General features: G+C 70.6%; 2 protein-coding genes. Both read left to right on the forward strand.

Annotated elements, in window-relative coordinates; translation table 11 throughout:
• Positions 1–86: 86 nt before the first annotated feature.
• The gene (locus CU254_RS05900) at positions 87–15,410 is read left to right on the forward strand and encodes a type I polyketide synthase (RefSeq protein WP_158687994.1); all 15,324 of its coding nucleotides are present in this window, start codon (positions 87–89) and stop codon (positions 15,408–15,410) included.
• 21 nt (positions 15,411–15,431) lie between these two features.
• The gene (locus CU254_RS05905) at positions 15,432–16,427 is read left to right on the forward strand and encodes an AfsR/SARP family transcriptional regulator (protein WP_009073701.1); all 996 of its coding nucleotides are present in this window, start codon (positions 15,432–15,434) and stop codon (positions 16,425–16,427) included.
• The last annotated feature ends 108 nt before the right edge of the window (positions 16,428–16,535 follow it).

Here is a 16,535-nt window from a genome sequence, read left to right on the forward strand (position 1 = left end):
TTAGGCAAAGCCGATTAGTCGCGTTTTAGCGGGTGCTAAGAAGATATTACTAGGGTCGGCTCCGAAGACTGCCCGGAGGATTCGGAGTGCGTGTGACGACCCTGGAAAATGCCGCGGGCGAAGTCGCGGTGATCGGAATGTCGTGCCGGCTGCCCCAGGCTCCCGATCCGGCGGCTTTGTGGCGGCTGCTGCGCGACGGCGGGAATGCGATCGCCGATCCGCCGCCCGGCCGGGAGCCGGGGCTGGCCCGGGGCGGCTTCCTCGACGCCGTCGACACTTTCGACCCGGCGTTCTTCGGCATCTCGCCGCGCGAGGCGGCGGCGATGGACCCGCGGCAGCGGCTCGTGCTCGAACTGGCGTGGGAAGCGCTGGAGAACGCGGGGATCGTGCCGCGCGCTCTGCACGGCACCGACCTGAGCGTCGTCGTCGGCGCGATCGGCGACGACTACGCCGCGATCACCCACGGGCTCGGCGAACGCGCGACGACCCGGCACACGCTCGCCGGCACGCAGCGGGGCATGCTCGCCAACCGGGTTTCGTACCTGCTGGGCGCGCGCGGGATCAGCATGACCGTCGACACCGCCCAGTCGTCGTCGCTGGTGGCGGTGCACCTCGCCTGCGAAAGCCTCCGCAGCGGGGCGAGCACGCTCGCGCTCGCCGGCGGCGTGAATCTGAACCTCGCGCCGGAGACGACGGCAGCGGTGGCCGAGTTCGGCGCCCTGTCGCCGGATCACCAGTGCTTCACCTTCGACGAACGGGCCAACGGCTACGTGCGCGGCGAGGGCGGCGGGCTGGTGGTGCTCAAGCCGCTCGCGCGGGCCCTCGCGGACGGCGACCGGATCCACGCCGTGATTTCCGGCAGCGCGGTCAACAACGACGGCGAGACCGAGGCTCTCGTCGTGCCGAGCGCCGACGCTCAGCGGGACGTCATCCGCGCGGCGCACGCGCGAGCGGGCCACGATCCCGCCGCGGTGCAGTACGTGGAGTTGCACGGCACCGGGACGCGACGCGGCGATCCGATCGAGGCGGCGGCGCTCGGTGCGGCACTGGGCGAGGGGCGGGACGAACCGATCGAGGTCGGATCGGCCAAGACCAACGTCGGGCACCTCGAAGGCGCCGCCGGGATCGTCGGCCTGATCAAGACCGTGCTGGCGATCCGGCACCGGGTGCTGCCCGCGAGCCTGAACTTCGAGCGGCCGAACCCGGACCTCCCGCTGGCCGCGCTCAACCTCTCCGTGCGACGGGCGACCGGGCCGTGGCCGCGGCCGGACCGGCGGCTGGTCGCCGGGGTGAGTTCGTTCGGAATGGGCGGGACGAACTGCCACGTCGTGCTCGCCGAAGCACCAGCCTCGGCTCCCGAAGCACCAGCGGAACGCGGCGAGGCACCGGCGTGGTGGCTGGTGTCGGGCCGGGACGAAGCCGCGCTGCGGGCACAGGCTCGGGCGCTGAACGAAGCCATTTCCGAGGACACCGACGAAATCGAGGTCGCCCGCGCGCTGGCGACCACCCGCACCCATTTCGCCCACCGCGCGGTGATCGTCGGCTCCGGCCGCGACGACCTGCGCGCTGGACTCGCCGCGCTCGAGTCGGGCGAGCGTCCGGGCTCCCTGGTCGTCGGCACCGCCGTCGAACCGGGCGCGCCCGCGTTCCTGTTCACCGGCCAGGGTTCGCAACGGCCGGGGATGGGCAAGCGGCTCGCCCAGACCTATCCGGTGTTCGCGGAAGCCCTTGACGAGATCTGCGGGCATTTCGACCAGTACTTCGACCGGCGGCTGCGGACGCTGATGTTCGCTGACGAGGGAACGCCTGACGCGGCGCTGCTCGACGAGACGCACTACGCCCAGGCCGCGCTGTTCGCCTTCGAGGTCGCGCTGTTCCGGTTGTTCGAGCACTGGGGCGTGCGTCCCGCGGTGCTGCTGGGGCACTCGATCGGCGAACTGGCCGCTGCGCACGTCGCCGGAGTGTTCGGGCTGACGGACGCCTGCGCACTCGTCGCCGCACGCGGGCATTTGATGTACGCGCTGCCTGCCCGGGGCACGATGCTCTCGGTCTCGGCGAGCGTGGACGAGGTGCGGCCGTTGCTCCTCGGCCGCGAAGCCGAGATGAACATCGCTGCGGTCAACGGTCCAGCTGCGACCGTTGTTGCCGGAGACGACGACGCCGTCGCCGCGCTCGCAACGGCGCTCGAACAGCGCGGGCACCGGACGAAGCGGCTTCGGGTGACCCGTGCCTTCCACTCGCCGCACATGGACGCCATCCTGGACGACCTCCGGGTGGCGGCTGCCGAGGTCCAGTACGCGCCGCCGCGCATCCCGGTCGTGTCGAACCTGAGCGGAGAGCTAGCCGCGGGCAGCGACCTGACTTCCCCGGAGTACTGGGTGCAGCACGCGCGACGCGCGGTGCGGTTCCACGACGGCGTTCGCGGTCTGCTGGCCTCCGGCACGAATACGTTCGTCGAACTCGGCCCGGACAGTGTGCTCAGCGTCGCCGGTCGGGCCGCTGCGGACGGGAAAGCGATGTTCGTCCCGGCAGTGCGCCGGCATCTGGACGAAAGCACGGCGGTCAGCCTCGCTCTGGCACGGCTGCACGTGCACGGTCTCGCGCTGGACTGGACGCGGCTGCTCGGGACCTCTCGGCTCGAACTGCCGACCTACCAGTTCCAGCGACAGCGGTACTGGGTGGGCGAATCGGTCGAAACTGCCACCGAAACGCTTGTCCCGCAGGCAAACCCGGACCGCGACCTGCTCGACGTGGTCCGTACGGCGGTGCGCGCGGTCCTGGGCTTGGCGCCTGGGGACGCGGTGGACCCGGCGGCCGCGTTCAAGGACCTCGGGTTCGACTCCCTCGGCCTGCTGGAATTGCGTGACCGGCTCGTCGAGCTGACCGGTTCGCCGCTCGACGCGACCGTGCTCTACAACCACCCGACCCCGGACGCCCTGGCCCGGCACCTGCGCGGCGGTCAGGACACGGCAGTGCCCGTAGTAGCCGCCCCGAGTGTCCCGGTGCACGACGACGCGATCGCGATCGTCGGGATGGGCTGCCGGTTCCCGGGCGGGGTGAACTCGCCGGGGGAGCTGTGGGACCTGGTGGCGGAGGGCCGCGACGCGATAGGCGGTTTTCCGGTGAACCGGGGCTGGGATCTGGGCGGATTGTTCGATCCGGACCCGGGCCGGGCGGGCCGGTCGTACGTGCGGGAAGGGGGTTTCCTGCCGGACGCGGACGAGTTCGACGCGGAATTCTTCGGGATCAGCCCGCGCGAGGCGCTGGCGATGGATCCGCAGCAGCGGCTGCTGTTGGAGGTCGCCTGGGAGACGTTGGAACGCGCCGGGATCGACCCCGCTTCGCTGGCCGAAAGCCGCACCGGAGTGTTCGTCGGGGCGACCGCTCAGGAGTACGGCCCGGGGCTTTCCGCGGGTTCGGACGGATTCGCGCTCACCGGTGGGACCACGAGCGTCGCCTCCGGCCGCATTGCCTACGCACTGGGGCTGCACGGCCCGGCGCTGACGGTGGACACGGCGTGCTCGTCGTCGCTGGTGGCGATTCACCTTGCGACACAAGCGTTGCGGCGCGGCGAGTGTTCGCTGGCACTGGCGGGCGGCGTGACCGTGCTGGCCACGCCGGGGATGTTCGTGGAGTTCAGCAAGCAGCGCGGACTGGCCCCGGACGGCCGGTGCAAACCGTTTGCCGCGGCCGCGGACGGGACGGCCTGGGCGGAGGGCGCGGGAATCCTTGCGCTGGAACGACTGTCGGACGCGCGGCGCAACGGCCACCACGTGTTGGCTGTGGTGCGGGGGAGCGCGATCAACCACGACGGAGCCAGCAATGGCTTGACCGCGCCGAGCGGCCGGGCACAGGAACGGGTCATCCGGGATGCCCTCGCGGATGCCGGATTGTCCTTTGTGGACGTTGACGTCGTGGAGGCGCACGGCACCGGCACGACGCTGGGCGATCCGATCGAAGCTAACGCGATTCTGGCGACCTACGGCCAGGAACGGGACCGTCCGTTGTGGCTTGGTTCGCTGAAGTCGAACATCGGGCACGCGCAGGCGGCCGCGGGCGTGGGCGGGGTGATCAAGTCCGTGCTGGCGATGCGGCACGGGGTCCTGCCGAAGACGTTGCATGTCGACGCGCCGAGTCCGCACGTGAACTGGAGCGCGGGTTCGGTAAAGCTGCTGACCGAGCCGGTGGAGTGGGAGAGCGAGGGCCCGCGACGGGCGGCGGTGTCGTCGTTCGGAATCAGCGGCACCAACGCGCATCTCGTTCTCGAACAGGCCCCGACGGAACCGGAAGCACCGGAAACGCCCGCCCCGGCGCACCCGTTGCCGTTCGTGCTGAGCGCGCGCGCCGACTCCGCGTTGCGGGCGCAGGCCGAGCGGTTGCTCGACCGGCTCACCCCTGACGACAACCTCGCCGACCTCGCCTTCTCGCTGGCTACCACCCGAACCTCGCACCCGCGGCGCGCGGTTCTCGTCGCGGAGGACCATGACCAGCTCCGGGAACGGCTCACCGCTCTCGCGCGCGGGGAAAACGCGGCCGGGGCAGTTCCGGCCAGCGGCAAGGTCGTGTTCGTGTTCCCCGGCCAGGGCACGCAGTGGGCGGGCATGGCGCGGGAACTCCTGTCGGCGTCCCCGGTGTTCGCCGCGTCGATCGAGGCCTGCGAGCGGGCGCTCGATCCGTTCGTGGCCTGGAAGCTGACCGACGTCCTGCACCAGCGGGCGGACGCGCCGTCTCTGGACCGGGTCGACGTCATCCAGCCGGCGCTCTTCGCGGTGATGGTCTCGCTCGCCGAACTGTGGCGCGCGTTCGGCGTCCATCCCGCGGCCGTGGTCGGGCACTCCCAGGGAGAAATCGCCGCCGCGTACATCGCCGGGGCGCTCAGTCTTTCCGACGCCGCCAAGATCGTGGCACTGCGCAGCCGGGCGCTGGTCGCGCTCGGCGGACGGGGCGGCATGGCGTCGGTCCAGCTGGCCGCGGCCGCCGTGCGGGAGCGGCTGGCCGCCGCGGGCGGGGCGCTGCAGGTCGCGGTCGTCAACGGTCCATTGTCGACGGTCGTGGCCGGTCCGGCGGAGGCGGTCGACGAGTTCCTCGTCGCCTGCGAACGCGACGGCGTGCAGGCCCGGCGGATCGCGGTCGACTACGCCTCGCATTCCGCGATGGTCGAGGAGATCGAGGCGGAGCTGGCCACCGTGCTCGACGGCACGCAGCCCTCCGCCTCGCGGATCCCGTTCTACTCGACGGCGACCGCGTCCGTGCTGGACACCACCAGCCTGGATGCCGATTACTGGTACCGCAACCTGCGCGGCACCGTCGAGTTCGAACGCACGACACGGCTGTTGCTCGAAACCGGGCACACGACGTTCATCGAATGCGGCCCGCATCCGGTGCTGGCCTCGGCGCTGCACGAAACCGCCGAGGCGGCGGGCGCGGCCGCGACGGTCCTCGGCTCGCTGCGTCGCGACGACGGCGGCCTCGACCGGTTCTTCGAGTCCCTCGGCCAGGCTTACGGCCACGGCCTCCCGGTCGACTGGACTGCCGCGCTCGACCCGGCCGCTAAGCGGGTCGACCTGCCGACCTACGCCTTCCAACACGAGCGGTTCTGGCTGGACGCCGGACGCGACGCCGACCCTTCCTCGCTCGGGCTTTCGCCCGCGGAACACCCGATGCTGGGCGCAGTGGTCGAACTCGGGGACGGCGACGGCGTCGTCTGCACCGGGAAGCTGTCGACGCGGTCCGTCCCGTGGGTGGCCGACCACATGGTGTTCGGCACGGTCCTGGTGCCGGGGACGGCGTTCGTGGACCTGGTGCTCGAAGCGGGACGCCACGTCGGCTGCGACCGGATTGCCGAGCTGACCCTGCCCGCGCCGCTGCCGCTTTCCGGCGAGGACGGCGTCCGGCTGCAGGTCCTGGTCGGTGCCGTCGACGGCGGCCGACGCCCGGTGACGGTGTACGCCGAATCCTCCGACGGCAGGCAGGTGCACGCGGTCGGAACGCTGGCCAGCGGCGGTGCCGACGCAGTGTCCACTATGGACTGGCCGCCGCGCGGGGCGGAGCGGATGAACCTCGACGGGGTGTACGACCGCCTCGCCGACAGCGGATACGACTACGGCCCCGCCTTCCAGGGCCTGCGCGCGGCCTGGCGACGCGGCGACGAGATCTTCGCCGAGGTGGAGACCCCGGCCGACAGCATCGGTTCCGGCGTACACCCGGCGCTCACCGACGCGGCCCTGCACGCGGTGGTCCTCGGCATGGACGAGCCAGTTCTTCCCTACGCGTGGCGCGATGTCCGCTTCACCGGAGTACCGGCGGCGAAGCTGCGCGTGCACAGCACTCCTGTCGGTGCTGGCACCGTTCGCCTGGTCATGACCGACGACGAAGGCCAGCTCGTGGCCGAAGTCGGTTCCCTGGCGCTGCGGCCGTTTTCGCCCAGCCTGCTCGCGGAAGACAGCAGGAGGCTGCTGCGGATGACGTGGCCGGTGCTGGCCGCCACGGATCGCCGCGCCGAGGCACCGGATGCGGTATTCGTCTGCGAGCGTGGGCAAAGCGTCGCGGCGGCGACCACGTGCGTTCTCGAACGGCTGCAGGCCTTCCTGGCCGAAGACCAGACCGGCGGCAAGCTGGCCGTCGTCACCGAGGGCGCAGTGTCCACTTCGGACGCAGACCGGGACGTCGACCTGGCCGGTGCGGCGGTCTGGGGCCTCGTGCGATCCGCGCAAGCCGAAAACCCCGGCCGATTCGTCCTGCTCGACCGCGACTCCGGCACCGCCGACCTGACCGGGGCGCTGGCCTCCGGCGAGCCGCAACTGGCGGTGCGCGACGGGGAACTCCGCGTACCGCGGCTCGCCCCGGCCGCCGGAACCAGTCGCCAGCTCGATCCCCATGGCACCGTTCTCGTCACCGGCGGCACCGGCACGCTCGGCGGATTGCTGGCCCGCCACCTCGTGGCCCGGCACGGGATCCGCCACCTCCTGCTGCTCAGCCGCCGGGGCACCGCCCCCGAACTGCAGGCCGAGCTGACCGCACTCGGCGCGGACGTCACGATCAAGGCCTGCGACGCGGCCGACCGCGACGCATTGGCGAAGGTTCTGGCAGACGTTCCCTCGGCCCATCCGCTCACCGCGGTCGTGCACGCCGCCGGGGTCCTGGACGACGGAATCCTGTTGTCCCTGTCGGAGCACCGCCTCGACACGGTCCTGCGACCGAAGGCCACCGCCGCCTGGAACCTGCACGAGCTCACGCGGGACCACGACCTGGCCGCGTTCGTTCTGTTCTCGTCGGTCGTCGCCACCGTCGGCGGCCCGGGGCAGGCGAACTACGCCGCGGCCAACGGTTTCCTGGACGGGCTCGCCGTCCGCCGCGCGAGCGAGGGCTTGCCCGCCGTTTCGATCGCCTGGGGCCTGTGGGCCGACGCGAGCGGGATGACCGGTGCCATGGCCGAACTCGACATCGCGCGGATGGGTCGGCGCGGCATCGCGCCGTTGCGTGCCGAGGACGGTCTCGCCCTGTTCGACGAGATCCTCGGCATCGGCGAACCGGTCGCCGTTGCGGCGGCACTGGACACGGCTTCCTTGCGTCGGCAGGCACGCACGGACGAGCTGCCGGTGGTCTTCGGCGAGCTGTTCCGCCGCCCGGAGCGGCGGGCGGGCCAGGCCCCGGTCGCGCTCGCCGAATTGCTGGCCGGACGGTCCGAACGGGAACAAGACGAGATCTGCCGGTCCGTCGTCATGACCGAGGCGGCCGCCGTGCTCGGACACGGGAGCGGCGACGCGATCGCCCCCGACCGCACGTTCAAAGACCTGGGCGTCGACTCCCTGATCGGACTGGAGCTGCGCAACCGGCTCGTCGCGGCAACCGGGGTTCGGCTCGCGAGCACCCTGGTGTTCGACTATCCGACTCCGGCCGAATTGGCGGCGCACCTGCGCGCTGAACTCGGTGACCGCGACGTCACGCCCGTGGCGGTCGCCCCGAGTGTCCCGGCGGACGAGGACGCGATCGCGATCGTGGGGATGAGCTGCCGATATCCGGGCGGGGTGACCTCGCCGGAGGAACTGTGGGACCTGGTGGCGGCGGGCCGCGACGCGGTGGGGAGTTTCCCCGAGAACCGCGGCTGGGACCTGGCCGGTTTGTTCGACCCGGATCCCGCCCGCGCAGGCCGGTCGTACGCGCGAGAAGGGGGTTTCCTGTATGACGCGGACGAGTTCGACGCGGAGTTCTTCGGGATCAGCCCCCGCGAGGCGCTGGCGATGGACCCACAGCAGCGGCTCCTGCTCGAAGTAGCCTGGGAATCGCTGGAACGCGCGGGGATCGCACCGAAGTCCTTGCGCGGCAGCGACACCGGCGTGTTCACCGGGGTGATGTACGGCGACTACCGCTCGCGGCTGCCGAAGGTTCCCGAGGATCTCGAAGGCCAGCTCGGCAACGGCAGTCACACGAGTGTCGCGTCCGGCCGGATCTCCTACACGTTCGGCTGGCACGGCCCGGCACTCACGGTGGACACGGCGTGTTCGTCGTCGCTGGTGGCGATTCACCTTGCGGCGCAGGCATTGCGGCGCGGGGAGTGTTCGCTTGCGCTGGCGGGCGGCGTGACCGTGATGGCCACGCCCGCCACGTTCGTGGAGTTCAGTCGGCAGCGGGGACTGTCTCCGGACGGCCGGTGCAAGTCGTTCGCCGCTGCCGCCGACGGCACAGCATTCGGCGAAGGCGCCGGGTTGCTCGTGCTGGAGCGGCTGTCCGACGCGCGCCGCAACGGCCATGATGTGCTGGCCGTAGTGCGGGGGAGCGCCGTCAACCACGACGGGGCGAGCAATGGCCTCACCGCGCCGAGTGGTCCGTCGCAGGAGCGCGTGATCCGGCAGGCCCTTGCGGAGGCTGGTTTGTCCTCTGTGGACGTTGACGTCGTGGAAGCGCACGGCACGGGCACGAAGCTGGGCGATCCGATCGAGGCCAACGCGATCCTCGCGACCTACGGGCAAGAGCGGGACCGTCCATTGTGGCTGGGTTCGCTGAAATCGAACATCGGGCATACCCAAGCAGCAGCTGGCGTCGGCGGGGTGATCAAGGCCGTCCTCGCGATGCGACACGGCGTGTTGCCGAAGACCTTGCACGTGGACGAGCCGAGCCCGCACGTCGACTGGAGCACGGGTTCGGTGCAGCTCCTGACCGAGAAGGTCGACTGGGAGAGCGAGGGGCCGAGGCGCGCCGCGGTGTCGTCGTTCGGAATCAGCGGCACCAATGCCCATCTCATTCTCGATCAAGCCCTGACGGAGCCGGAAGCACCGGAAAGGCCCGCCCCCGCGTATCCGCTGCCGTTCGTACTGAGCGCGCGAACGGCTCCGGCGTTACGAGCACAGGCCGAAACCCTCCTCGGCCACCTGACCCCGGACCACCACCTGGCCGACGTTGCGTTTTCCCTTGCCACCACTCGAAACGTCCACGAGTACCACGCCGTCGTCGTCGCGAACGACCACGACCAGCTCCGGAAACGGCTCACCGTACTCGCGAACACGGAGACGACGACGCGCCCCCACGGCCGGACCGCGGTCATGTTCACCGGACAGGGCGCTCAACGGCCGGGAATGGGACAGCAGCTCTACGAGGCCTTCCCGGTTTTCGCCGCCGCGTTCGACGAACTCTGCGCGCACTTCGACGCGCACCTGGACCGTCCGCTGCGCGAGCTGATCTCCGACCCCGCCGCGCTCGACCAGACCGGCTACGCGCAGCCCGCGTTGTTCGCCTTCGAGGTCTCCCTGTACCGGTTGTTCGAGCACTGGGGACTGGCCCCGGACCACCTGATCGGCCATTCGCTCGGTGAACTGGTCGCCGCACACGTCGCCGGGGTGCTGACCGTCGAGGACGCCACCGCGCTCGTCGCGGCGCGCGGCGCGCTCATGCAGAATCTGCCCGCGAACGGAGCCATGGTCGCGATCGAAGCGGAAGAGGCCGAGGTCCTGCCGCTGCTGGGGCCCGCCGTGTCCGTCGCGGCGGTGAACGGCCCGCGGGCGATCGTCGTCTCGGGCGCGAAGCAGGAGGTCGCGGAAGTCGCCGCGGCCTTCCGGGAGCGCGGCCAGCGGACCAAGCCGCTGAACGTCAGCCACGCGTTCCACTCGGCGCTGATGGAAGACATGCTCGAGGACTTCCACCGCGTCGCGCAGGGCCTTTCCTATGCCCAGCCCAGGATTCCCGTGGTTTCCAACACGACCGGCGAGCTGGTCACGGACGACATCGCGACGCCCGCGTACTGGGTGCGGCACGTCCGGGAGGGGGTGCGCTTCCACGACGGCGTCAAAACGTTGGAGCGCGCGGGTGTCACCACGTTTGTCGAGATCGGCCCGGAACCCGTGCTGACCGCGCTCGGCCGCGAAACGGCTCCCGACGCCGCGTTCCTGTTCACCTCGACCGGCAAGCGATCCGAAACGGAGACGGTGGCTGCCGCGCTCGGCGACTTGCACGTCCGCGGAATCGCGATCGACTGGCCAGCCTTCTTCGCGACCACCGGCGCCCGCCGCACGTCCTTGCCCACCTACCCGTTCCAGCGCCGGTCTTACTGGCTCGACGCGCCCGCGGTCTCGGGCGAACCGTCGGCGATAGGCCAGCACGCGACCGGCCACCCGCTGCTCACGACAGCCGTGCCGCTGGCCGCGGGCGGCCGGGTGCTGACCGGACGGCTGTCCCGATCGGCCCAGCCTTGGCTCGCCCAGCACACGGTCGGCGGAAAAACCCTCGTGCCCAGCACCGTTTTCGCCGAACTGGCGTTGCGCGCCGGCAGCTTGACCGGTGCCGCGCAGCTGCGGGAACTGACTGTGGAAGAGCCCCTCGTCCTGCCCGCCGAGGGCGACGTCCGGCTCCAGCTGACGATCGGGGAGGCGGACGAGGAGGGCAGGCGCGAGATCGGTTTCCACGCCCAGCCCGGATCGGCCGACTCCGGCGAGCCGTGGACCCGGCACGCCACCGGCGTCCTCGCCGCGGGAGAGCACGCCGGGCACGAAGACCTGTCCGCCTGGCCGCCGCCCGGCGCGAGCGAGGTCGACGTCACCGAGCTTTACGACGGGTTGGCAGACAACGGTTACGACTACGGCGAGCTGTTCCGCGGCCTCACCGCCGCGTGGCGACGAGGCGATGAGATCTTCGCGGAAGTTCGGCTGCCCAAGCAAGCCGAGGACGACGGGTTCGCCGTGCACCCGGCTTTGCTGGACTCCGCGCTGCACACCGTGTTCGTGTCCGAGCGCTCCGGCAGCGCGCCCGTCGTGCCGTTTTCCTGGCGCGATACGACATTGACCCGCACCGACGCGACGAATCTGCGCGTCGCACTGTCGCGGTCCGGTGAGCAAACGGTGCGACTGGTGCTCGCCGACGATCAGGGCATGCCGGTCGGTTCCGTCGGCGAACTGCGGCTCAGGCCGATCCGCACCGCCCCGGCGTCGCGGTCGCTGTTGCGGATGGCGTGGCGGCCAACCGCGGCGGGCCACCCGGCGGTCACCGGCGCGGTGCTCGGCGACAAGCCCGACGGGCTGGCGGCGGAGCCCTACCTCGACCTGGCCGCGCTGCGCGAAGTCCTCCGGAACGGCAGCCCGGTGCCGGAGTTCGTCGTGGTGCCGTGCCGCGAAGGCAGCGGAGACGTGCCCGGTGCGACGAGCGCCGCCGTGCACGCCGTGCTCGGCCTGCTGAACGAGTGGCTCGCCGATCCGGAACTCTCCAACGCGAAGCTGGTGGTCGTCACGTCCGGCGCGGTCCGCGCGAAGGCCGACGAGGAACTGGCGAACCTGCCGCAGGCGGCCGTGTGGGGGCTGGTTCGCAGCGCCCAGACCGAGCATCCGGGACGGCTCGTGCTCGCCGACCTCGACGACGACGTGCGCTCGTGGCAAGCCCTCGCCGGCGCGGTGGCGGGCGGCGAACCCCAGCTGGCGATCCGCCAAGGCGTCGCGACCGCGGCCCGGCTGGTCCGCACCGCCGAACCGGGCCGCGGCGACGTCCGCGAACCGGACTCGAACGGAACGGTGCTCGTCACCGGAGGCACCGGTGCGCTCGGCTCGCTCGTCGCCCGCCACCTCGTGACCCGATACGGAGCCCGGCACGTCCTCCTGGCCAGCAGGCAAGGCCCCGCGGCACCGGGAGCGGCCGCGCTGGAGACCGGGCTCAAGGCTCTCGGTGCCGAGGCCCGGATAGTCCGCTGCGACACGGCGGACCCGGACGCGCTCGCCGACCTGCTCGCGACCGTGCCGCCGGAAAACCCGCTGACCGCCGTGGTCCACACCGCGGGAGTTCTCGACGACGGGGTGCTGGCCTCGCTCACTCCGGAACGCGTGGACGCCGTCCTGCGGCCCAAGGTCGACGCCGCGTGGCACCTGCACCGGCTCACCGCACACCTGGACCTGTCGATGTTCGTGCTGTTCTCCTCGGTCGCCGGATACGTCGGCACCGCGGGCCAGGCGAACTACGCCGCGGCCAACACGTTCCTGGACGCACTGGCCGAGCACCGGCGTTCGCTCGGCCTCAGCGGCACCTCCGTGGCGTGGGGCCTGTGGGACGGCGCGAGCGGCATGGCGGGAGGGCTCGGCGAAACGGACCGCGCCCGGCTGTCGCGGATGGGCATCGCCCCGCTGAGCGAGGACGCCGGTCTGGCCCTGTTCGACCTGGCCGTCCGCCACGAGGCGGCGGCGCTGGTGGCCGCGCCGATCGACCAGGCAGCCCTGCGCACCGCCAACGGCTCCGTCGTGCCGATGCTGCGCGACCTCGTCCGCGACCGGATCCAGCGGAACCACGCGCCGTCTTCGCCGGGCAAGAGGCTGGCCGGACTGCCGGAGACCGAGCAGTACCGGTCGGTCCTCGCCCTGGTGCGCACCGAAGCCGCCACCGTGCTCGGCTACGACGACGCGTCGGCGATCGAGGCCGGCCGCGCCTTCAGCGAACTCGGCTTCGACTCGCTGATGGCCGTCGAACTGCGCAATCGCTTGACCGCCGCCACCGACGTCACGTTGCCGACGACCCTCGTCTTCGACCACCCGACGCCGGAGGCACTCGCCGGGCACGTCCGCACCATGCTGACCGGCGCGACCGGCCCGGCCGCGGTCCCGCTCACCACGACCCCGGCCGCCAGCGGCGACGACATCGCGATCGTCGCGATGAGCTGCCGGTATCCGGGCGGAGTGACCTCGCCAGAGGACCTGTGGCAGATCGTCGCCGAAGGGACGGACGCGATCAGCGGCTTCCCCACCGACCGCGGCTGGGACCTGGCCTCGCTGTACGACCCCGACCGGACTCGCCCGGGCACGTCGTACACCGCCGAGGGCGGCTTCCTCCGAGACGCGGACCAGTTCGACGCGGATTTCTTCGGGATGAAGGAGATCGAGGCCCTCGCCACCGACCCGCAGCAGCGGCTCCTGCTGGAACTCACCTGGGAAGCGCTGGAACGCGCCGGAATCGACCCGGCGCGGCTGCGCGGCAGCGACACCGGCGTCTTCGCGGGGGTCATGTACAACGACTACGGGGCGCGCCTCATGGCCGATCCGGGCGGTCTCGAGGGCTACCTGAGCACCGGAAGTTCCGGCAGCGTCGCCTCCGGCCGAGTCGCCTACACGTTCGGCTTCGAGGGACCGGCGATCAGCATCGACACCGCCTGTTCTTCGTCGCTCGTGGCGCTGCACTGGGCGTGCCAGGCGATTCGGCAGGGCGACTGCTCGATGGCACTGGCCGGCGGGGTAGCGGTGATGTCGACGCCCGCGACGTACGTGGCGTTCAGCAGACAACGCGGCTTGTCGCCCGACGGCCGCTGCAAGGCGTTCGCAGCCTCCGCCGACGGCACCGGCTTCGCCGAGGGCGCGGGCCTGTTGCTGCTGGAACGGCTCTCCGACGCTCGGCGCGAGGGCCACCCAGTGCTGGCCGTGATTCGCGGAAGCGCGATAAACCAGGACGGCGCCAGCAACGGCCTCCGCGCACCGAGCGGCCGGGCGCAAGAACGCGTGATCCGCCAGGCGCTCGCCAGTTCGGGCTTGTCGCCCGCCGACGTCGACGCCGTCGAAGCGCACGGCAGCGGGACCAGCCTCGGCGACCCGATCGAGGCCAACGCGCTCCTCGCGACCTACGGTCAGCGTCCCGCGGGCCGTCCGCTCTGGCTGGGCTCGGTCAAGTCCAACATCGGGCACACCCAGAGCGCGGCAGGGGTGGCCGGGGTGATCAAAATGATCATGGCGATGCAGCACGGCGTGCTGCCCCGGACCCTGCACGTCGACCAGCCGACGCCTCGGGTGGACTGGTCGTCCGGCGCCGTCTCCGTGCTCACCGAACCGGTGCGCTGGCCCGACGACGAACGCCCCCGGCGGGCGGGCGTGTCGTCCTTCGGAGTCAGCGGCACCAACGCGCACGTGATCATCGAACAAGCCAGCCCCTCGGCCGCGCCCGACTCGAATGCCCTGACCGACGACCTGCCGTGGCTGATCTCCGCCCGCACCCCCGAGGCCCTGCGCGGACAAGCTCGCCTCCTCCACCAGCACGCGCGGGACGCGGGCACCGCAGAGGTCGCGCACGCACTGGCCACGACCCGGGCGGCGTTCAAACACCGCGCGGTGCTCCTCGGACGGAACCGGGAAGAGCTCCTGAGCGCCACCCGAGACCTCGCGGATGGACTGTCGACAGAAAACGTCGTCCTGGGAACCGCCGGCGGCGCGACCGCGATCGCTTTCTCCGACGGTGCAGCGGGTCTTTCCACTCGCGAGCTCTACCGCGCTTTCCCGGCATATGCCGCGGAACTGGACCGGGTCTGCGCCGCCCTCGACCGCCGTCTGGACCGTCCGCTCCGCGATCTCCTGCTCCAAGGCGCCGAGGCGGATTACGCCGAATACGCGCGTTCCGCGGCATTTGCCCGGGAAACAGCCTTGTTCGGATTGCTCGCGGAATGGGGAGTCCGGCCCGATTACGTGTTCGGCCAGGGGATCGGCGAGGTGACTGCCGCGTACATCGCCGGAATGGTCCCGCTCACTGAGGCTTGCGAACTGGTCGCCACCGGCACTCGGACCGCATCCGCTCCCGCCGCCCCGCGCTTCCCGCTCATCTCCACCGTGACCGGCAAAATCGCCACCGGCGACGAGTTGGCTACTGCTGAGTATTGGTCCGAGTACCGCAACGGCGCCTGCCGACTGGAGGATGCCGTTGCCACCCTTCGCGAGCGGAATGTGCACGCGGTTCTCGACCTGGGGCAGCATTTCGACCCCGCCGACCCGTCGATGACCTTCATTCCGGTGCTGGGCAAGAACACGACCGCGGTCCGCGCCCTGCTCAAAGCCCTGGCGATCGCGCACGCAGGTGGTCTGCAAGTGGACTGGACCACTGTGACGGGTGGTCCTGCTGTTCCCGATCTGCCGACGTACGCGTTCGAACGCAAACGGTATTGGCTCGATTCCACAGCGGGTTTGCCGATCTGATCCGGTGATCTTTTCCGGTACGTGAATGCGCAAAGATCACCCATTCGGTCCAAGCTCGGCCGCCAGTGCGATGCTAGCGTTTCGGGCAGGGGTGCCGATTGCCATATCCAAGGCGTCCGTTTTGGGCGGATCAACTGGGGGCTGGGGGATTTGGAAAGTCACAATTGGGGACTCGTCGTCGAGCATTTGCCGGGAAACTTCCGGGTGCTCGGCACATTCGAGCTGCTGGACGCGGAAGGCAGAACCATTACTCCGCGCAGTGCGAAATTGCGGTCCATTCTCGCGATGCTGTGTTTCAACGCGAACCGCGTGGTGTCGACCGAACAATTGTCGAAGGGATTGTGGGAAGACTCGCCTCCGCGCACCTCGACCACCGCGCTCCAGGTGTACATCTCGAAATTGCGCAAGCAATTCCTGGACTGCGGCATCGGCTCCGACGTGCTGCGCACCAAGTCGCCGGGCTATCTGCTCGACCTGAGCCGGCAGGTCCTCGACCTCGACCTGTTCGACGCGCTGGTGGAACGCTCGCAGCGGGCCGAACGCGAGGGGAGGCTGGAAGACGCGGCGCAGCTGCTGGGCGAGGCCCTGGCGCTGTGGCGGGGCCCGACGCTGGCCAACCTGCCGCCGGTCCCGCTGCTGACCAGTATCGCCAGGCAGATCGACGAGCGCCGGATAGTGGCCTGCGAACGCCGGTTCGACCTCGAGATCGCCCTGGGCAGGCACACTGCCCTGGTGCGCGAACTGTACGGTCTCGCCGACACCTATCCGTTGTGGGAAAACCTCTATTTCTCCCTGATGCTGGCCCTGTATCGAAGCGGAAGAACAGTCGAATCGCTCAATGTCTACAACGCCTTCCGGAAATCGCTCCTGGAAGCGTTAGGCATGGAACCCGGCGGGCAACTGCAATCATTGCAGGTCGCCATTCTCAACCGAGACGACTGGCTGGACGACCCCGGCGCCCCGCTGACCCGCGGCCGCGCGTCGCTCCGCCTGACCACCTCCTTCGCCGGACGGTGAATAATACGAACGCGGCAAAGTATGTTGCCGGTTGACGAAACAAGCTATCCTGGGGGAGAGGGCCGAAGGAAAGAACCGGCTTCTCTTTTTCTCTCGTCAACCCCATCA

It is taken from the genome of Amycolatopsis sp. AA4, from assembly GCF_002796545.1.
Lineage (GTDB): Bacteria > Actinomycetota > Actinomycetes > Mycobacteriales > Pseudonocardiaceae > Amycolatopsis.